20 protein-coding genes, 2 tRNA genes and 1 pseudogene are annotated in these 16,927 nt (G+C 65.4%); 17 read left to right on the top strand and 6 right to left on the bottom strand.

Annotation, left to right across the window (positions count from 1 at the left end; all coding sequences use genetic code 11):
• Window positions 1-9: 9 nt before the first annotated feature.
• Window positions 10-555, bottom strand: a complete 546-nt coding sequence (locus Q3A80_RS11665) for an NUDIX hydrolase (RefSeq protein ID WP_040144100.1) — start codon at window positions 553-555, stop codon at window positions 10-12.
• 172 nt (window positions 556-727) lie between these two features.
• A tRNA-Met gene (locus Q3A80_RS11660) sits at window positions 728-804 on the bottom strand.
• A gap of 230 nt (window positions 805-1,034) precedes the next feature.
• Here Q3A80_RS11660 and Q3A80_RS11655 point away from each other — a divergent pair.
• Genes Q3A80_RS11655 through Q3A80_RS11645 form a run of 3 tightly spaced genes read left to right on the top strand, consistent with a single transcriptional unit; the run spans window position 1,035 to window position 3,054 of the window.
• On the top strand, window positions 1,035-1,532 hold the full coding sequence (locus Q3A80_RS11655; protein WP_063549259.1) for a heme-degrading domain-containing protein: 498 nt from the start codon (window positions 1,035-1,037) through the stop codon (window positions 1,530-1,532).
• Window positions 1,533-1,535: 3 nt separating this feature from the next.
• Window positions 1,536-1,874 (top strand): DMT family transporter, encoded by a 339-nt coding sequence (locus Q3A80_RS11650; protein WP_446329183.1) that lies wholly within the window; start codon window positions 1,536-1,538, stop codon window positions 1,872-1,874.
• A gap of 31 nt (window positions 1,875-1,905) precedes the next feature.
• Window positions 1,906-3,054, top strand: a complete 1,149-nt coding sequence (locus tag Q3A80_RS11645) for an enoyl-CoA hydratase/isomerase family protein (RefSeq protein ID WP_446329182.1) — start codon at window positions 1,906-1,908, stop codon at window positions 3,052-3,054.
• A gap of 127 nt (window positions 3,055-3,181) precedes the next feature.
• Here Q3A80_RS11645 and Q3A80_RS11640 read toward each other — a convergent pair whose 3' ends face one another.
• Window positions 3,182-3,610, bottom strand: coding sequence for a hypothetical protein (locus Q3A80_RS11640; protein ID WP_096508334.1), 429 nt, complete (start codon window positions 3,608-3,610; stop codon window positions 3,182-3,184).
• A gap of 345 nt (window positions 3,611-3,955) precedes the next feature.
• Here Q3A80_RS11640 and ssuD point away from each other — a divergent pair, with 345 nt between their 5' ends.
• The 10 genes from ssuD (at window position 3,956) to Q3A80_RS11590 (ending at window position 11,248) form a co-directional block, all read left to right on the top strand.
• Window positions 3,956-5,113 carry an FMNH2-dependent alkanesulfonate monooxygenase gene (gene ssuD / locus Q3A80_RS11635; protein WP_446329181.1) on the top strand — a complete coding sequence of 386 codons (1,158 nt, stop codon included), beginning with the start codon at window positions 3,956-3,958 and terminating at the stop codon, window positions 5,111-5,113.
• Between the two features lie 15 nt (window positions 5,114-5,128).
• The gene (gene ssuC, locus Q3A80_RS11630; protein ID WP_446329180.1) at window positions 5,129-5,941 is read left to right on the top strand and encodes an aliphatic sulfonate ABC transporter permease SsuC; all 813 of its coding nucleotides are present in this window, start codon (window positions 5,129-5,131) and stop codon (window positions 5,939-5,941) included.
• Window positions 5,938-6,897 (top strand): ATP-binding cassette domain-containing protein, encoded by a 960-nt coding sequence (locus Q3A80_RS11625; protein ID WP_446329179.1) that lies wholly within the window; start codon window positions 5,938-5,940, stop codon window positions 6,895-6,897. Before ssuC ends, Q3A80_RS11625 begins: the two co-directional genes overlap by 4 nt.
• Window positions 6,898-6,951: 54 nt before the next feature.
• A complete protein-coding gene (locus Q3A80_RS11620; protein ID WP_006400187.1) occupies window positions 6,952-7,167 on the top strand; it encodes a TOBE domain-containing protein in 216 nt (71 codons plus the stop codon).
• Between the two features lie 150 nt (window positions 7,168-7,317).
• Complete coding sequence (locus tag Q3A80_RS11615; protein WP_151063564.1) at window positions 7,318-7,515, top strand: hypothetical protein; 198 nt, start codon at window positions 7,318-7,320, stop codon at window positions 7,513-7,515.
• Window positions 7,516-7,570: 55 nt separating this feature from the next.
• Window positions 7,571-7,825 (top strand): hypothetical protein, encoded by a 255-nt coding sequence (locus Q3A80_RS11610; RefSeq protein ID WP_446329178.1) that lies wholly within the window; start codon window positions 7,571-7,573, stop codon window positions 7,823-7,825.
• Between the two features lie 126 nt (window positions 7,826-7,951).
• On the top strand, window positions 7,952-8,938 hold the full coding sequence (gene dusA, locus Q3A80_RS11605) for a tRNA dihydrouridine(20/20a) synthase DusA (protein WP_446329177.1): 987 nt from the start codon (window positions 7,952-7,954) through the stop codon (window positions 8,936-8,938).
• Window positions 8,939-8,997: 59 nt separating this feature from the next.
• Window positions 8,998-9,073, top strand: a tRNA-His gene (locus tag Q3A80_RS11600).
• 440 nt (window positions 9,074-9,513) lie between these two features.
• Window positions 9,514-10,728: a glycosyltransferase family 87 protein gene (locus tag Q3A80_RS11595; protein WP_446329176.1), complete on the top strand. Its 1,215-nt coding sequence runs from the start codon at window positions 9,514-9,516 to the stop codon at window positions 10,726-10,728.
• Between the two features lie 262 nt (window positions 10,729-10,990).
• The gene (locus Q3A80_RS11590) at window positions 10,991-11,248 is read left to right on the top strand and encodes a hypothetical protein (protein WP_446329175.1); all 258 of its coding nucleotides are present in this window, start codon (window positions 10,991-10,993) and stop codon (window positions 11,246-11,248) included.
• Between the two features lie 273 nt (window positions 11,249-11,521).
• Here the strand turns inward: Q3A80_RS11590 and Q3A80_RS11585 are convergent, their stop codons facing one another.
• The gene (locus Q3A80_RS11585) at window positions 11,522-11,986 is read right to left on the bottom strand and encodes a plasmid fertility inhibition factor family protein (RefSeq protein ID WP_446329174.1); all 465 of its coding nucleotides are present in this window, start codon (window positions 11,984-11,986) and stop codon (window positions 11,522-11,524) included.
• A gap of 304 nt (window positions 11,987-12,290) precedes the next feature.
• On the opposite strand from Q3A80_RS11585, the gene Q3A80_RS11580 reads away from it, so the two are divergent.
• The gene (locus tag Q3A80_RS11580; protein ID WP_446329173.1) at window positions 12,291-12,734 is read left to right on the top strand and encodes a hypothetical protein; all 444 of its coding nucleotides are present in this window, start codon (window positions 12,291-12,293) and stop codon (window positions 12,732-12,734) included.
• Window positions 12,735-13,476: 742 nt separating this feature from the next.
• Here the strand turns inward: Q3A80_RS11580 and Q3A80_RS11575 are convergent.
• Window positions 13,477-14,220: a DUF695 domain-containing protein gene (locus tag Q3A80_RS11575; RefSeq protein ID WP_446329172.1), complete on the bottom strand. Its 744-nt coding sequence runs from the start codon at window positions 14,218-14,220 to the stop codon at window positions 13,477-13,479.
• A gap of 201 nt (window positions 14,221-14,421) precedes the next feature.
• Between Q3A80_RS11575 and Q3A80_RS11570 the strand changes: the two genes are divergently transcribed.
• Together Q3A80_RS11570 and Q3A80_RS11565 are read left to right on the top strand one after the other, a co-directional pair.
• Complete coding sequence (locus Q3A80_RS11570; RefSeq protein WP_446329171.1) at window positions 14,422-14,730, top strand: phosphatidylserine/phosphatidylglycerophosphate/cardiolipin synthase; 309 nt, start codon at window positions 14,422-14,424, stop codon at window positions 14,728-14,730.
• A 700-nt stretch (window positions 14,731-15,430) separates the two neighbouring features.
• Window positions 15,431-15,904 (top strand): VOC family protein, encoded by a 474-nt coding sequence (locus Q3A80_RS11565; RefSeq protein WP_446329170.1) that lies wholly within the window; start codon window positions 15,431-15,433, stop codon window positions 15,902-15,904.
• Between the two features lie 277 nt (window positions 15,905-16,181).
• Here Q3A80_RS11565 and Q3A80_RS11560 read toward each other — a convergent pair.
• A pseudogene (locus tag Q3A80_RS11560) lies at window positions 16,182-16,477 on the bottom strand (hypothetical protein); the annotation flags it as partial.
• Between the two features lie 205 nt (window positions 16,478-16,682).
• On the opposite strand from Q3A80_RS11560, the gene Q3A80_RS11555 reads away from it, so the two are divergent.
• Complete coding sequence (locus tag Q3A80_RS11555; protein ID WP_446329169.1) at window positions 16,683-16,901, top strand: hypothetical protein; 219 nt, start codon at window positions 16,683-16,685, stop codon at window positions 16,899-16,901.
• The last annotated feature ends 26 nt before the right edge of the window (window positions 16,902-16,927 follow it).

The following is a 16,927-nucleotide window of genomic DNA, read 5'->3' as shown; positions in this document are numbered from 1 at the left end:
GGGCGCGGCTCAGCCGTTGCGCAGCGAGCGGAAGATATCGCCGGTATGGACGCCGTAGTCGCCGGCGGCGCGATCGGCGAAGAAGAAGCGCAGGGTCTGGCTGACGGTCGGGAACGCGATTTCGTCCCACGGGATGTCGGCTTCGTCGAACAGCTTGACTTCGAGGCTTTCCTCGCCGGCCTCGTACGCCGGATCGACGAGCCGCGCCAGATAGAACAGATGGACCTGGTGCACGTGCGGCACGTTGAGCAGCGTGAACAGGTTCTGCACCTCGACGCGCGCGCCGGCTTCCTCGAGCGTTTCGCGCGCGGCGGCCTCGGCCGTCGTCTCGCCCATTTCCATGAAGCCCGCCGGCAGCGTCCAGAACCCGTAGCGCGGTTCGATCGCGCGGCGGCACAGCAGCACCTGATCGCCCCAGACCGGCACCGTGCCGACCACGTTGCGCGGATTCTGGTAGTGGATCGTGCCGCAGTGATCGCAAATGAAGCGCTCGCGATTGTCGCCCGGCGGAATGCGCGCGATGACTTCGTGACCGCAGACGGAGCAGAATTTCATGTCGAGTGGAAGGGACGAGGTGATGCGAGTGTATCACCGGGGCGGGGCATTCTCGAACGCGAGCGCGCGTGCGTCGCGTGTGGTTCGAAGCGCACCCTGCGATGCGCGCAATCGGGTACGGAAAACAAAAAGCCCGGCATGGAGCCGGGCTTTTTGCATCGAATCGGGACGTTGGTTGCGGGGGTAGGATTTGAACCTACGACCTTCGGGTTATGAGCCCGACGAGCTGCCAGACTGCTCCACCCCGCGTCCGTCGAAGAATTGAATTATAGGGACTAACGCAAATGCGTGCAAGCACTTTCTGACGATTGCGCGGCAACCGGCCGTGGCGGCCACGTGAGGACCATGCGGGGCCGGTACGGCAGGCGCGTGCGCTAGAATCGAGCGGTTTGCTCGTGTCGTTCATTCCCGCAGCGGGGCCGCGCGCGATTGCGTCGCGTCGGCCTCGTTGCAACCCTCACTACTGCATCGACGGATTCATGGACATCGCTCACGATCTGCAATCGATCGGCGCGCAGGAACAGGCGCTCGTGTTTCCCCATTTCGACCCGGCGCGCGCCTGGGCGCTCGGCAACCGGATGCATGCGCTCGCCACGTCGCGCGGCCATGCCATCGCGATCGACATCGTCACGTTCGGCCAGCCGCTGTTCTATGCGGCGCTCGCCGGCGCAACGCCCGACAACGCGGACTGGGTGCGCCGCAAGCGCAACGTCGTCGCGCATTTCCGCCGCAGCTCGTATGCGATCGGGCTGCGCATGCAGCAGGCCGGCGCGACGCTCGCGGACAAGCACGGGCTGCCGATCTCCGAGTATTCGCCGCACGGCGGTTCGTTTCCGCTGACCGTCGCGGGGGCCGGCGTGATCGGCTCGATCACCGCATCGGGGCTGCCGCAGCGCGCGGATCACGAGTTCGTCGTCGAAGCGCTGTGCGCGGAGCTCGGGCAGGACTACGCCGTGCTGGCGCTCGCGAGGAGCTGAACGATGCAGCTTCCCGGTTATGCATGGCTCGCGATCGCGATCGTCGCGGAAGTGATCGGCACATCCGCGCTGCGCGCGGCAGACGGCTTCACGCGCTTGTGGCCGTCGATGCTCGTCGTCGCCGGTTACGGCACTGCTTTCTACTGCCTGTCGCTCACGCTGCGCACGATGCCCGTCGGCATCATTTACGCGGTGTGGTCGGGCGCCGGCATCGTGCTGATCACGCTCGTCGCGATGCTGCTCTATCGTCAGGTGCCGGATCTGCCGGCGGTGATCGGTCTCGGGCTGATCGTCGCGGGCGTCGTGGTGCTGAACCTGTTCTCGAAGATGCAGGCGCACTGAGCGTGCGCTTCCACTACGCCGGATGGCTTACATGACCGATTCCACTCCCGCTTCCGCAGAGGCCGCCCAGCCCGACGTGCGCGCGTATGTCGCGAACCGTATCGGCTATCTCGAACTGAACCGGCCGAAGGCGCTCAATGCGCTGTCGGTCGGGATGATCCGCATGATGCAGCAGGCGCTCGACGCGTGGCGCGATGACGCCGGCGTCGTTGCCGTCGTCGTGCACAGCCCGCATCCGCGGGCGTTCTGCGCGGGCGGCGACGTGCGCTTCTTCCACGCTGCGTGGCAGCGCGGCGACCGCGCTGCGGTCGATACGTTCTTCATCGACGAATACACGCTCAACCATACGATCTTCACCTATCCGAAACCGTACATCGCGCTGATGCACGGTGTCGTGATGGGCGGCGGCATGGGCATTTCGCAGGCGGCGCGGCATACGGGTGGGCTGCGCGTCGTCACCGACTCGACGAAGATGGCGATGCCCGAAACGCGCATCGGCCTGTTTCCGGACGTCGGGATGAGCTGGTTCCTCGCGCGCACGCCCGGTGCGCTCGGCCGCTATCTTGCCGTGACCGGCGCGACGCTCGATGCGGCCGGTGCGTTGTATGCGCAGCTCGCCGACGTCTACGTGCCCGATACCGCGTTGCCGGCGCTGCTCGACACGCTGCGTACCGCGCGCATCGACAGCGGCGAGCAGGCCGTCGCGTGCGTAGCCGACGCGGCTGCCGCGCACAAGGTCGTGCCGACGCCCGATACGTCGGCGCTCGCCGATGCGCGTGCCGGGATCGATCGGCATTTCGCGCAGCCCGATATCGGCGCGATTCTCGCGTCGCTCGACGCCGAGCAGGATTGCGCGGCCGTCGACGGCTGGGTCGAGAAGGCGACGCATGCGATGCGCACGCAGTTGTCGCCGGTGTCGATGGCCGTGTCGCTCGAAGTCGTCGAGCGGGCCCGCGGCGCGACGATGGCCGAGTGCCTGCGGCGCGATCTGGATCTCACGCGCTCGACGTTCGCGCACGGCGACGTGATCGAAGGCGTGCGCGCGCTGATCGTCGACAAGGACCACCAGCCGGCCTGGCGCTTCAAGTCGACGGCCGACGTCGGCCGGGCCGACGTGCTCGCGATGTTCGACAGTCCGTGGACGCCGGACACGCATCCGCTGCGCAACCTGAAGGACTGACGCGGGCGCGTCGGCGAATCGAAAAGAAGCGATGTGCAAAAAAGGCCGCCTGCATGCATGTGCAGGCGGCCTTTTCATTGGCGGATGCCGGTCGACCCGGGCGGTGCGCCTGGCGCCGTCGTGCGCGTCATTCGTCGCCGGCGTCGTCCGACATGAACGCGCGCATGAACACGAGCGCGCCGAATCCCCACACCGCATTCGCCGCGAAACCGGCCGCGAGCACCGGCATCATGTTGCCGGACGGCCAGATCCCGCGCAGCGGATCGATCGCGAACACGCGCGCGGCGGTCAGCACGATGCCGCCGAACACCAGCGCGCCGATCCACGGTGCCTCGCGTTCCGGCGACACGCGCAGCAGCCATGCCATCGGGACCGCGCAGCACGCGCTGATCAGCGCGTTCGCGACAAATTCAGGAATGCCGAGCGGCGCGAACGGTTGCGTGGAGAATCCGGCTGCGGCGATCAGGTCGGCCGTGTGCAGCAAGGCGAGCGTCGCTTCGCGGAAGAAGAGGGCGGCCAGGAAGCCGGACAGGAACGGCAGGATGACTTTCTGCATCGATGAGTGCATTGCAGGCGCGGTCGGCCGGGGCTGTCCGCGCGAAGTTGTTCGGATAGGTGCGCCATTATAGGGCGGGCCCGGCCGACGCGATATTCGCTTGAGCGTCGTGCTAATCACGAAAGCGGAAAACCTAAGCTCAAAAAAATCGTTCCAAAGCCCTGCACCCATCCATAGACTGATTTCCCAGAAACAGCCGTGCAAAACGCGTACTCGCCGCGGCACGGCGTGACCGGCGAGCCATCCCGATTCGAACGCACACCATGCATGCGCCGCGCATTCGCGACGTGAGCAGGGCCTCGTTTTATCCCGATTCCGGCAAGGACAGTCAAGCAGGAGCAGCAGATGAACGTTTTCTGGTTTATCCCCACGCACGGCGACAGCCGTTACCTCGGCACCGCCGAAGGCGCGCGCGCCGCGGATTACGATTACTTCAAGCAGATCGCCGTCGCGGCCGATACGCTCGGCTATGAAGGCGTGCTGCTGCCGACCGGGCGTTCGTGCGAGGACGCGTGGGTCGTCGCGTCGAGCCTGATTCCGGCGACGCAGCGTCTGAAGTTCCTGGTCGCGATCCGTCCCGGCATCGCGTCGCCGGGGCTGTCGGCGCGGATGGCCGCGACGTTCGACCGCCTGTCCGGTGGCCGCCTGCTGATCAACGTCGTGACGGGCGGCGATGCGGCCGAGCTCGAAGGCGACGGACTGTTCGCCGATCACGACACGCGCTACGAAATCACCGACGACTTCCTGAACATCTGGCGCGGGCTGCTGTCCGCATCGCACGAGAACGGCGGGTTCGACTACATCGGCAAGCACCTTCAGTCGAAGGGCGGCAAGGCACTGTATCCGCCCGTGCAGCGTCCGCATCCGCCGCTGTGGTTCGGCGGTTCGTCGCCGGCCGCGCACACGATCGCGGCCGATCACATCGATACCTATCTGACCTGGGGCGAGCCGCCCGAGGCCGTCGCGAAGAAGATCGCCGACATCCGCGCCCGCGCCGACGCGCGCGGCCGCAAGATCAGGTTCGGCATCCGGCTGCACGTGATCGTGCGCGAGACCGAGGAAGAAGCATGGCGCGACGCCGAGCGGCTGATCAGCCGTCTCGACGACGACACGATCGCGCGCGCGCAGAAGGCATTCGCGAACATGGACTCCGAAGGCCAGCGCCGGATGGCCGCGCTGCACGGCGGCAAGCGCGGCGGCAGGGAGGCGCTCGAGGTGTATCCGAACCTGTGGGCCGGCGTCGGCCTCGTGCGCGGCGGCGCGGGCACCGCGCTCGTCGGGAACCCCGAGCAGGTCGCGGCGCGCATGCGCGAATACGCGGATCTCGGCATCGAGACGTTCATCCTGTCCGGCTATCCGCACCTCGAGGAGTCGTACCGTTTCGCCGAACTCGTGTTCCCGCTGATCAAGGGCAACGACGCAAAGCGGGCGTCCGGTCCGCTGTCGGGGCCGTTCGGCGAGATCGTCGGCAACAACTACCTGCCGAAGGCGGCCCAGAGCTGAACGAAGGAGCTTGCGATGACAACCAGAACGTCGACGACGGGCACCGCCGTGGCCGCCCGCGCATGGCGCGGCGTCGCGCCGTGGCTCGTGCCGCTGGCACTGCTGGTCGCATGGGAGGTCGGCGCGCGCGCCGGCTGGCTGTCGACCCGCGTGCTGCCCGAACCGGTCGCGGTCGTGCGCGCCGCATGGTCGCTCGTGAGTTCGGGCGAGATGTGGGCGAACGTGAAGGTCAGCACCTGGCGCGCGCTGTTCGGTTTCGCGATCGGCGGCGGCGTGGGGCTTGCGCTCGGGCTCGCGACCGGCCTGTCGAAAGCGGCGGAAGTCGCGCTCGACTCGACGATCCAGATGATCCGCAACATCCCCGCGCTCGCGATGATTCCGCTCGTGATCCTGTGGTTCGGCATCGACGAGAAGGCGAAGCTGTTCCTCGTCGCGCTCGGCGTGTTCTTCCCGGTCTACATCAACACGTATCACGGGATCCGCTCGGTCGACGCGAACCTGATCGAGATGGCGAAGAGCTACGGCGTGCGCGGCGTCGCGCTGTACCGCGACGTGATCCTTCCCGGCGCATTGCCGTCGATTCTGGTCGGCGTGCGCTTCGCGCTCGGGCTGATGTGGGTGATGCTGATCGTCGCGGAAACGATTTCCGCGCAGTCGGGCATCGGCTACATGACGATGAACGCGCGGGAATTCCTGCAAACCGATGTGGTGGTGGTCGGCATCCTGCTGTATGCGGTGCTTGGCAAGCTGGCCGACGTGCTGGCGAAATGGATCGAGCGCGTGACGCTGCGCTGGCACCCCGCTTATCAATCAGGAGCAAAGGCATGAATGCGACGACTTCGGCGGCCGCCTTCGGCCCGCTCGCCGGCGCGGACCTCGAGGCCGAACTGGCGCAGGCCCGCGTGACGGATGACGACGCACGCAGTGCGGCAATCGTCGATCGGGACGGTGGCGCATCCGTCGTGCCGCTCGCCCGCCGGCGCACCGGCAGCCCGGCACAGGACGACGCGGTGACGCTGTCGGGCGTCACCAAGCGTTTCGGCTCGCGCACCGTGCTCGACAACGTCGAGCTCGGGATCGCGCGTGGCAGCTTCGTCGCGATCGTCGGGCGCAGCGGCTGCGGCAAATCCACGCTGCTGCGGCTCGTCGCGGGACTCGAGGAACCGAGCAGCGGCGCGCTCGTGACGCGCGGCGAAGGCGGCGGCGCGCTCGACACACGGATCATGTACCAGGATGCGCGGCTGCTGCCGTGGAAGACCGTGCTGCAGAACGTGATGCTCGGCCTCGGCCGCGGTGCACGCGATCGGGCGCGTGCGGTGCTCGACGAAGTCGGTCTGCTCGAGCGCGCGAACGACTGGCCCGCGCAGCTGTCCGGCGGCCAGCGGCAGCGCGTCGCGCTCGCCCGCGCGCTCGTGCACCGGCCGCAACTGCTGTTGCTCGACGAGCCGCTCGGCGCGCTGGACGCGCTGACCCGCATCGAGATGCATGCGCTCATCGAACGGTTGTGGCGCGAGCATCGGTTCACTGCGCTGCTCGTCACGCACGACGTGCAGGAGGCCGTGGCGCTCGGCGACCGGATCCTGCTGATCGAGCAGGGACGGGTCGCCCTCGACCAGCCGGTGCCGCTCGACCGCCCGCGGGCGCGCGCCTCGGCCGCATTCGCGGCGCTCGAAGATCGTGTGCTGCAGCGTGTGCTCGCCGGCGGGCCCGGCGGGACCGGGCAACACGCCGCGGCCGAAGCCGATCACGTACGACCGGCCGGGCAGATTCGCTGGGCCGTTTAATTCCGGGCGGCTCAGGCCGCCCCTTCTCAGACTTTCTTCGGAGCGATCATCCCGATGAGCATCACTGCAATCAACGTGCGTAACCAGTTCAAAGGCAAGGTAAAGGAGATCATCCGCGGGCCCGTGGTGTCCGAGGTCGACGTCGAGACGCCGTTCGGCATCGTCACGTCGGTGATCACGACGCGTTCCGTCGACGAGCTCGAGCTGAAGGTCGGCGCGGAAGTCGTCGCGCTCGTGAAGTCGACGGAAGTGTCGATCGCGCGCCTCTGATCGCATGCGTGTCGCGCCGGCGCCGCGGGGACGGGATACCGGATCGCGGCGGCCGGCGTTTTTGCCGCGCGTTTGCCACGCGTTTGCCGCGGTATTCGGCATCCGGACGAAGTGCTAGGATGGAACGACACCGACGCCGGAGGCCAACGCATGACCCCCATCCTTTCTCCCGAAGCCATCGAGGCGCTGAAGTGGATCGACCAGTTCGGCGACAGCCGTCCGGTTCCCGCCGCGTTCGACGACGTGGTCTATGCGTTGCTGAACGAAGGGCTGATCTACCAGGCGGCCGCCGACCGCGTCGACCTGACTGCAGACGGCAAATCCGTTTTGTCCAACGAATACGATTGAGCGCACGGCGCCGGCCGCCGAAGCGGCCCGGTGCCGCGTCGCCACGGAGCGAGCGATGGAACCGAGAGGCAGCGATCTCGGCGATTTCAGCGAGCCGTACCGCGGCTACGAGATCGAAGTGAAGACCGAGCAGGTGTGGGATGGCGAGCACGCGCACTACCGCGTGCTGCAAGGCGAGGCCGTCCGGATCGACTGGCGGCTCGTGAAGGTCGACGGGATGCTGCTGACCGAGCGGCGTGTGATCGAGCGCGTGCTCGACGAAGCGCGGCGGGCCGTCGATGCCGAACTCGGCGACAGCGGAGCGGTCTAGTCAGGGCGCCGGGCTGGTGTGGCTGCGTTGCGGTAAAATGTCGGGTTGTTTCCCGCGCCGCTTGCTGCCCCGAATTCCATGTCCGCATCGTCCTCGCTTCCTCCCCGCCGCGTGTCCGTGGCGCCCATGCTCGACTGGACCGACCGTCATTGCCGGTCGTTCCATCGCACGCTGACGCGCGACACGTGGCTGTATACGGAAATGATCACGACGGGCGCGCTGCTGTTCGGCGACGCGCAGCGGCATCTCGCGTTCACGCCGAATGAATCGCCGGTCGCGCTGCAGCTCGGCGGCAGCGAGCCGGACGATCTCGCGCGTGCCGCAAAACTTGGCGAGCAGTGGGGCTACGACGAGATCAACCTGAATTGCGGTTGCCCGTCCGAGCGCGTGCAGCGCGGTGCGTTCGGCGCATGCCTGATGAACGAGCCGCAACTCGTCGCCGACTGCGTGAAGGCGATGCGCGATGCGGTGTCGGTGCCGGTCACGGTCAAGCACCGGATCGGCGTCGACGCGGTCGAGGACTACGCATTCGTGCGCGACTTCGTCGGCAAGGTCGCGGAAGCCGGCTGCGAGACCTTTGTCGTGCACGCGCGCAATGCGATCCTGAAGGGCTTGTCGCCGAAGGAGAACCGCGAGATCCCGCCGCTCAAGTACGACTATGCGTACCAGCTGAAGCGCGATTTCCCGTCGCTGGAGATCGTGATCAACGGCGGGATCAAGACGCTCGACGAAGTCTCGCAGCATCTCGAGCACGTCGACGGCGTGATGCTCGGCCGCGAGGCTTATCACAACCCGTATGTGCTGGCGGGCGTCGATGCGCGCTTCTACGGATCGACCGCGGCGGCGCCGACGCGCGAGGAGGCCGAGGCGAAGCTGATCGAATACTGCGCGGCGGAACTGAAGCGCGGCACGTATCTCGGTGCGATCGTGCGGCATGCGCTCGGGTTGTATCGCGGCGTCGCCGGTGCGCGCGGCTGGCGTCGCGTGCTGTCCGACAACAAGAAGCTCGCGCGCGGCGATCTGGCCGTGTTCGACGAGGCGCGCACGCATCTGAACGGCGCCGAAGAAATTTTTGAAAAAAATGCTTTGCAAGATTCAAAAGTGTTCGTATAATCTTGTTCTTCGCTGCTGAACACGAAGCGAAACAGCGAAGAAACAAAGCAGTATCAGTGGTGGCTGTAGCTCAGTTGGTAGAGTCCAGGATTGTGATTCCTGTTGTCGTGGGTTCGAGTCCCATCAGCCACCCCACAGAATTCCAAGCGGTATCAAGTAGTTAGAAACGGCACTGTCTAAAAAGACAGTGCCGTTTTTGTTTTGTATTTCCCGAATCGGGAATTACATGCGTTTCCGTTTCACGATCTTCGGTCGATCGTGGATCCGGCGCCGTCCTCACCAGCTTGTCGAGCGTGAGGGGCTTGGCGCAGCTGCGTGCGGATGCGGTCGAGCGTGCGCATCAGTTCGTCGATGCTGGCCGTTTGGCCGATCGCCGCGTTCGTCGCGACATCTCGTTGGCCTGCAGGTCGGTCTTGACCGAGGCGACCGCCATATGTCGGCTACTATCCGTCGTCGCCCAACGCTACCGCGACGGTGCCTGGAACGGGTGCCGCAGCGGCAGCACGAGCTACGATCCCGTGTCTGCGAAACGACCGCCGCCTATACTCCATGAGCATAAAACGGCGGGGTACGAAATGGAGACAGTGCAAAAAGCAGCCGACCGGCAACCTGATGCACGGCGCGTCGGCACGTATTCGGCCGCGGCGCTCTTTCTGCAGATTGCATTCCTCTCGGTTTTCGTGGTGCGGTACTACGTTTGGCACGACAAGCATTCCCCGATGGTCGGGTCCGACTTTGCGATCTTCTGGGCGGCGGCGCGCGTCGCGCTCGAGCATGGCGCCGCTGCCGTATTCTCGCCGCAATGGATGCAGCCGATCGAAGCCGCATTGAGGCCCGTCGATGGGTTCGCGCCGTGGCCATATCCGCCGACGTTTCTGCTCGTCGTGCTCCCGTTTGGCCTGATTTCGTTCGTCCCGTCGCTCGTGCTTTTTGGGATGCTCCAGATCAGCTGCTATGCCGCAGTGATCGCACGTCTCACCCGTCCGCTCGACATGCAACTGCGCATGGCAATAGCTGCATTTCCCGGACTGATCGGTGCGGCGCTCACGATGCAGAATTCGTTCATCACAGCGGCCGCAGCGGCCGGAGCGCTCATCCTGCTCGACGCCAGTCCTGTCGGCGCTGGAGCATGTGTTGCGATACTGATCATAAAGCCTCAATTCGGCATTCTGTTCCCGATTGCGTTCATCTGCGGGCGGCACTGGAAAGCATTGATATCGGCTGGCGTATTCAGTGCGGGGATAATTGGTCTGTCGGTAGCGGCATTCGGCGTCGGGATGTGGGCGGCGTTCTTCGAATTCCTTCCGCGATTCAACCGGGCGGTAATTGAATATGGCAGTTCGTTCTGGAGCAACATGCCGTCGACGTTTGCTCTGGCGCGACTCGCCGGCCTGCCGATTAACGTCGCCTACATTGTGCAGGCGTGCATCGCGGTGTTCGGCATCGCAGCACTTGTATATGTGTGGACGCAGCGCCCACGCATCGAACTTCGTGGCGCCGCGCTTTGTGCGGCTTCTCTGCTCGTGCAGTCGTATTTCATGTATTACGACTTGCTATGGCTCGTGCTGCCAATTGCTTTTCTTCTGCTTGATTCGAGGCACGCGAAATTGCAGCGCCATGAGATCGTTGCTATCGGATTTGCGTGGCTCGTTCCAGCGCAGGCATTCGTCACGATGCTTGCCGGTGTTGGGCGGTCATTCGCCCCGATAGTCCTGTTGGCATTGCTCGCGATTGTCGTTCGCAGAACCCGCGTGATGCATAGGCATACATCGATTGCAGGGCGGTCATGAATTCGCCCTATGCATTTCCACATGCAGCATGAAATACAACTTGCGGAACGGCTCAAGCGGCCCCGCAGGTCGCTGAGTCAGCAGTCGACCCATCTGCGCAATGCGACCATTCCACGGCCGTCGGAAGTGACTTTCTTGGGGTCACGCTGTCGAGGATGAGCCGCCGTATCCGAGGATCCGGGTGAGCGCGCCAAAGCGCCCGCAATTCGGTCTCTCTGCGTGCCACGAAGTCGGGCATCGCCGGCACTCGGTTGCGGTGCGGATGCGCAAGCCGTACCGCGTTACGATCGACTCTCGTTTCCTCAAGAGGCCGCTCGCGATCAATCCAATCGTATTGCCCGGGTCGCTCGTCGCAGTGGCGATGCAGCGACCGCACGACGACGGTCGCCATTCGCACATGCCGGCCGACAACGCCCATGCGCTCGCGCGACAACGCAACAAAGCGATGGCCTGCCGCGTCACGCGTTCCGAAAATTTGGCGGAACAGGCCAGTGACTTGGCGCCAGCAGCCAATGCTTGACATGCTTACATTCGTGTAATGTAGCGACTTCCTCGTGCCCGCAGCTTTGCAGGGCCGTTCGGTCCCGGCGACCCGGAAGGCGTCGGGACGTTTTTTTGCGTGCGGCACCGCCAGCGAATCGGAAGGCGGCAACGCCACGAAGCGAGCCGCGCAATGCGCACGGAGCGCCGCGCACCGTCGCTTGTGAATCAACGGCTCCCTGTGCATCCGCAGCGGTTGGAACGTCGCGCGCGACAACATCCGTTCAGCAAGAACAGCGAAGCGTCGCGTATGTCACTCGTCGCAATACCGAACGAGCGCATCCGCTTCCGTTTCATGCACTTCCACAGGCAGTCTCGTCGCCCCCGCATACGCGAGATAGCGCGCGCGATGCTGACCGTTCCGGAACGACGCGACGCCGACTTTCGACAGACCGGGGATGCCGAGCAGTGTCCGCGTTCTCGTCTCGCGAAACGTGATGAACGGCATGTCGGGAATCCTGCGCTCGGCCGGGTCGAGAAAGTCGCGGATGCCGGCGGCTTTACCGGGTGCCCAGTACTGAACCGACGGCAACACATAGTCGGTCGTGTCGCGGTCGGCGCAGGCCAGCAGTTTCGCCAGGTCTACCGTCACGACGCGATGGCGCGATTCGTCGGAGACGAATACCCGCTTCAGATGCGTGTAGGCATAAGCGGCGTGTCCAGGAAGCTGCACGATCCAGACATCGACGCCGTCATGTTGTGCCTGGGCGAGTGTCATTGTTTCCTCGAGTGGGGAAGCGATTTTTGCGGCGCGAGGGTAACAGCGCGGCCGACGCCGTGAAGCATGCCGATACCCGGCAGGTGAAGCGAAATCATTCGCACTGGAACGCGGCAACGATACGGTCACGGAACGAATGCGGCAGCGCGTTTTAAAGCGACGTCGACAGGCTGCGAGAATATCGCGATACTGCCTGTCGGAATGACGGACGGCACGCATTTCACACAAGATTCACGCAGTATGTGAAGCCGGGCGGATGCGACGCATTCCGGGAACCGAGAACACGGATTGACCGGAGAAGATCATGTCACCGGAACTGGAGATCGACTATCTCGATTACCGTTTCACTGCGACGCTCGAAACGCGGGAAACGGGGCGGGTCGCTATGGTCGACTGGCAACTGGACTCCATTGCGCGAGGCAGGACATTCGCGTGGACGGTGTTCGACCGATTCCTGAAACGCAACGACTTCGCCGACGAGGACGACGCACGCGCCAATATCGTCGACTGGCTCGAGCAGCTGGCCAGTCCGCGCGCTGCACCGCTCGTCGACATGACAGCGGCGAGTGCGACTGCGATTGCGGCGGTGGCCCGTGCTCCTGGTACTCCTCGGGAAAACGGTGCGGTTGGTGCAGTCGACAGCGATTCTTCCGCCGCGGAAATCATCAGCGACGTCGCCGTTGAAATCGCCAGCGATCTCGACTGGATCGACATGATTGCCGGATGGTTCATGGACGGGCCGGCATAGCATCGGAGCCCGAATCATCTCGACGCGAGCGATTTCAATCGCGAAACGTCGTTTCACCGAAATTCGAAATAAAAATCGCCGCTTCAAGGAAACGCGGAATTACGCTGCTTTGCCAATGCGGGCGGCATGCCGGCGATTGGCGTGCGCTTGAAAAATCGCCGACATCAATCAAAAAAATCTGGCTCCGGACGCGCAATCGTCATTGCCGCCGGTTTGCCAGGCGATAGCACGGTGCTGTTCGAAAATGCCCGATAGGAAAGCCCGTCGGTCGATTTCTTGTCAGCGAGATCGTCGTGAAAGTCTCACCCGCTCGCCGGTCTCGCGCGCCGACCATGCGGTGATGCGTGCGCCGCGACGCACGCCGCTTTCCCGTTGAAAGGGTGAGTTGCCGCACAGACCGCTGTACGGTCGCGCGTTCACAATCTGACTGGTTGACCGTTCTACCCCGGCCCGGTCAACCATTTCCCCGCTCGCTCGCGCAGGAGCGGGGGCTTTTTGCCCGTCCGACGCGTGGAGACCGCGCCGGCGAAACGGGACAGGCGTTCGGCAGGCGGCGTCTCGTGCCGCGGTATCCGTTCGCCTGGTCCGCATGAATCGCTTTCCTCGTGCCTGAGCGATCGCTTGGGCCCATCGCCGGTTATGGCCGGCGATGCCTTGGTCCCGGCGGCGTGCCGTCGCGCTGCCGGGATGCTTTTTGTACCGAACCCGCCAAGCTACGCGCGCTGCACGTGCGTCGGCCGGATCAGCCCGCCTGCTCGACGCTGGTTTCCCAGCCGTCGTATTCGCCGCCGAGCGCGCGCGCCTCGGTGTTGATCTCGAGCGTATGGCGCGTGATGTCGGCGAGCGCGGTCGTGCCTTGATGCGCGAATCGCACGGCCGACTTGCCATCTTCGGTCGGCGCGACCGATTCGACGAGATAGCCTTTCGACTCTGCCCAGTCGGCGAACTGGTGCGCATCGCTCGGTTCCGGGAAATAGGCCCAGTGCATCACGCGCCGGCTCACGTCGCTCACGTCGCCTTGCCGGCGCAGCGCTTCCAGCACGCGCATGTCGCGCATCAGCTGCCAGTCGTCGTCGGTCGGGTAGAGCGTGCGCCAGTAGGTTTCCTTGTCCGGATCGTCCTGGTACGCATACTGAAGGGCATAGGTTGTCCGTTCGGCCAGCGAGTCGACGATTTCGGCCGCCGCTTCTTCGTCGAACGGTACGTAGAACAGGAAATCCTGGTTGCCGTCGACCGTGATGCGCCCGACCTGCACGCCGTTTTTCGCGGCTACGGCGGCGTCCAGCAAATCCTCGACCTGCGCGAGACCGGCGAACTCGTCGCTGCCCGGCAGCCCCTCGGGTGTCGGATCGGCAAGCGCGACGCGTACGCTGAGCAGCGACGTGCGCGGATCGCTTTTGGCGATTTCCGCGAAGCCGTGATTGAAGCTGATGAAAGCCTGATGGTCGCCCATTCTGGCCGGGAAGGTTCCCCAGGCGTCGGTCATGTGTTTCTCCCGTGCACGATTGTCTGTTGACGGTTGCAAAGCGTCCCAATGTATCATCGAAAATCAGGTTGGCCGAAGCGCGACAGACGCTCGCGTGCCCGGCCCGGCCGGTGGCGATCGGGTTCGCGCACCTGTCGCGCCGACGTCGGCTTCCATCGTCTGGCGTGTGCCTGGCCGCTACCGTTTCGAAGGAGATTTCCGATGTCGATGTTTGCGGTGAATGGTGTCCGAATCGACGTGGCGAGCGCGCGCGTCACGCACGTACGCTGGGCGGCCGTCAATCCGGCTGACAGGTCGTGGGCGGCAACGCCGAGCGAGGCGGCGGTCGCCGACGTGGCGCGCGCGCTGGCGTCCGGCGACGAGGTGCGTGCCGTGTTCGACGACTCGGACGGAACGGCGGTCGGCCCGAGGCTCAAGCGCGTGCTGTATCGCGACGCGTCGGAAGGAATCGAACTCGACATCGACGCAACCAACGAGTCGCGCACGTTGCGCGATCTTCCGCAGATCTGAGCGGCGAACGGCCCGGGCGCTTGCGGGCCGGTCAAGAACCCATCTTTCTAGCGAGCACGAAGCCATGTCCCGATCCATCATCGTATCGTTGGCAGCCGCCCTCAGTCTTCCGATGCTCGCGGCCTGCCAGACCGAACCCGTCCAGCCGTCGCCCGAGACCGCGTCGACAGCGGTTCCGGCATCGTCGCCCGCGACGCCCATTCGCGGAATCGCTTCCGCACCGCAGCTCGCGGGGCACACTCATTGGGCTGTGCATCATTGCACGTCCGACGGCGCAGCCCAGGCCTGCGATTGATCGGGCGGCCGATGTGCCGAGCGAAGCAAATCCACTGAACGAATCCGGTCGGCATGCCGATCCGATCACGGAAGCGGTGGCCGGCGCGGCGCATCGCCAGGTAGTCCGGGCGGCGCGATAGGCGCACTGCGTCGGACGTAAGGGCTCAATTGGCCGGTCGCGGTCCCGGTCGCGGTCGCGCTGCGCGAAGCATGCTGCCGGCGCTTCGGCATGCCGGACGAACCCGTCGGCCGAACGGGCCGCTTCCTTGCGCCGGCCGTGGTGCGAGCAGCCCGCCAACGAACGAAAAAAATATCGGTGCGCGTGTCGATTTCCGTCGAACCCGTCCGTCGTAGCTTCGGAGGCGTGCGCATCGTGCGTCCGTCCCGTTTTCCGACATGACAACCGACTGAAGGAGCGACACCCATGGCCACGACCGTCAAACCGATCCCGGAAGGGATGCGCACGCTGACGCCGCACCTGATTTGCGCCGGCGCCGCCGCCGCGATCGACTTCTACAAGCGCGCGTTCAACGCGACCGAACGGTTTCGCTTGCCGACGCCCGACGGCAGGCTCGCGCATGCGTGCCTCGCCATCGGCGATGCGACGCTGATGCTCGTGGATGAAATGCCGGAGCACGGCGCGCTCGGACCCAAAACACTGAAAGGCACGCCGGTCTGCCTGCACCTGTTCGTGCCGGACACCGATGCCGCGATCGCACAGGCCGTCGCGGCCGGCGCGACGGTGCGCGTGCCGGCGGCCGACATGTTCTGGGGCGACCGCTATGGGCAGATCGAGGATCCGTTCGGCCATCGCTGGTCGATCGCGACTCACCAGCGCGACCTGACGCCCGAACAGATCGCGGAAGCGATGGCGAGCGCGCCGCCGTGCGGAAGTTGAGCGGAGCGGGGCGAACTGGTTGAAGGCGACGGGCGCGACGGGCCGACGGCTGACGGCTGACGGGCGAAGGGCGAAGGGCGAAGGGCGAAGGGCGAAGGGCGAAGGGCGACCGACCACGATGCCTGCAACCCCGACCCCGCCACGAGCGCCGCTGCACGCGTCGTGCCACCGCACGCGTTGTCCGTACTGACGCGCCCGCGGCGTTGCCGCGCGGCTTGTCTTCGTACATCCGTCGATCGGCCGATTCGTGCAGATCGACCACCGTGCGATGCCGGCTCACCATCGAATCGTGCACGAGCAGCGCATGCGTGCAGCACGATACGTCGCGCGGAGTCTGCGCGGCATGGAGCCCGGATGGCTGTTGAACCACTGGCGATTCTCGTCGACGACGCTGACGCGCGCGATCGGGACGCCGAACAGGCAGCGTGCGAGCCGGTCGAACCGCTTTTCCGGCGGTGTGTCGGGGATCGACAGCGAATGAAGCGTCTCGAGCCGGGCCGCGTCGTCGGCCGGTTTGAAAGCCGTCCGCGTGGGCGTTCGTCCCGGGTTCCAGCCATGGGGCCGGTCATCGATCGCAAGTCGGCCGGGCGTTGTGCATACGCGGAGGTGTCCGCGCGCCGCTGCCGTCGCCGGCACCGGGCGCGTATGAAACAGGTGTCGCCATGGCCGTGGGTGGACGCATCGCGCGTCGCGCGCGTCCGAATTTGATGACCGGCGCCTCAAGCCGTCCGCTGGGATGCCGTAAACAGGTCGAGATCAATCGTTCATCTATCGCACCATGGTTCGACTTCTGTACGCGGGGTATCTCGCGTTTGCGCTGTACTTGCTGTACCCGATGGTGCAGAACACGCTGAATTTCAGCACGGAGTGTGTCCTCGGCGCGCTGCCGCGGGCCGCTCGCGACGTGGCGACGCCAGCGGCGAGCGATGCGCATGCGCACGCGCGCCGGTGTGTCGCGACCGCGCAAATCGCGGAACGATCGCCCGACGTGCGTTGAGCCGGCTTGCCGCGACGATGTCACGT

The sequence above is a fragment of the Burkholderia sp. SR8 genome (assembly GCF_052851275.1).
This window is presented reverse-complemented; position numbering and strand designations above follow the sequence as displayed.

Excerpts from the sequence above, each read along its gene's own strand:
- Q3A80_RS11665 (WP_040144100.1), bottom strand. The coding sequence starts at position 555 with ATGAAATTCTGCTCCGTCTGCGGTCACGAAGTCATCGCGCGCATTCCG.
- Q3A80_RS11655 (WP_063549259.1), top strand. The coding sequence starts at position 1,035 with ATGGACATCGCTCACGATCTGCAATCGATCGGCGCGCAGGAACAGGCG.
- Q3A80_RS11650 (WP_446329183.1), top strand. The coding sequence starts at position 1,536 with ATGCAGCTTCCCGGTTATGCATGGCTCGCGATCGCGATCGTCGCGGAA.
- Q3A80_RS11645 (WP_446329182.1), top strand. The coding sequence starts at position 1,906 with ATGACCGATTCCACTCCCGCTTCCGCAGAGGCCGCCCAGCCCGACGTG.
- Q3A80_RS11640 (WP_096508334.1), bottom strand. The coding sequence starts at position 3,610 with ATGCAGAAAGTCATCCTGCCGTTCCTGTCCGGCTTCCTGGCCGCCCTC.
- ssuD (WP_446329181.1), top strand. The coding sequence starts at position 3,956 with ATGAACGTTTTCTGGTTTATCCCCACGCACGGCGACAGCCGTTACCTC.
- ssuC (WP_446329180.1), top strand. The coding sequence starts at position 5,129 with ATGACAACCAGAACGTCGACGACGGGCACCGCCGTGGCCGCCCGCGCA.
- Q3A80_RS11625 (WP_446329179.1), top strand. The coding sequence starts at position 5,938 with ATGAATGCGACGACTTCGGCGGCCGCCTTCGGCCCGCTCGCCGGCGCG.
- Q3A80_RS11620 (WP_006400187.1), top strand. The coding sequence starts at position 6,952 with ATGAGCATCACTGCAATCAACGTGCGTAACCAGTTCAAAGGCAAGGTA.
- Q3A80_RS11615 (WP_151063564.1), top strand. The coding sequence starts at position 7,318 with ATGACCCCCATCCTTTCTCCCGAAGCCATCGAGGCGCTGAAGTGGATC.
- Q3A80_RS11610 (WP_446329178.1), top strand. The coding sequence starts at position 7,571 with ATGGAACCGAGAGGCAGCGATCTCGGCGATTTCAGCGAGCCGTACCGC.
- dusA (WP_446329177.1), top strand. The coding sequence starts at position 7,952 with ATGCTCGACTGGACCGACCGTCATTGCCGGTCGTTCCATCGCACGCTG.
- Q3A80_RS11595 (WP_446329176.1), top strand. The coding sequence starts at position 9,514 with ATGGAGACAGTGCAAAAAGCAGCCGACCGGCAACCTGATGCACGGCGC.
- Q3A80_RS11590 (WP_446329175.1), top strand. The coding sequence starts at position 10,991 with ATGCGCAAGCCGTACCGCGTTACGATCGACTCTCGTTTCCTCAAGAGG.
- Q3A80_RS11585 (WP_446329174.1), bottom strand. The coding sequence starts at position 11,986 with ATGACACTCGCCCAGGCACAACATGACGGCGTCGATGTCTGGATCGTG.
- Q3A80_RS11580 (WP_446329173.1), top strand. The coding sequence starts at position 12,291 with ATGTCACCGGAACTGGAGATCGACTATCTCGATTACCGTTTCACTGCG.
- Q3A80_RS11575 (WP_446329172.1), bottom strand. The coding sequence starts at position 14,220 with ATGACCGACGCCTGGGGAACCTTCCCGGCCAGAATGGGCGACCATCAG.
- Q3A80_RS11570 (WP_446329171.1), top strand. The coding sequence starts at position 14,422 with ATGTCGATGTTTGCGGTGAATGGTGTCCGAATCGACGTGGCGAGCGCG.
- Q3A80_RS11565 (WP_446329170.1), top strand. The coding sequence starts at position 15,431 with ATGGCCACGACCGTCAAACCGATCCCGGAAGGGATGCGCACGCTGACG.
- Q3A80_RS11555 (WP_446329169.1), top strand. The coding sequence starts at position 16,683 with ATGGTTCGACTTCTGTACGCGGGGTATCTCGCGTTTGCGCTGTACTTG.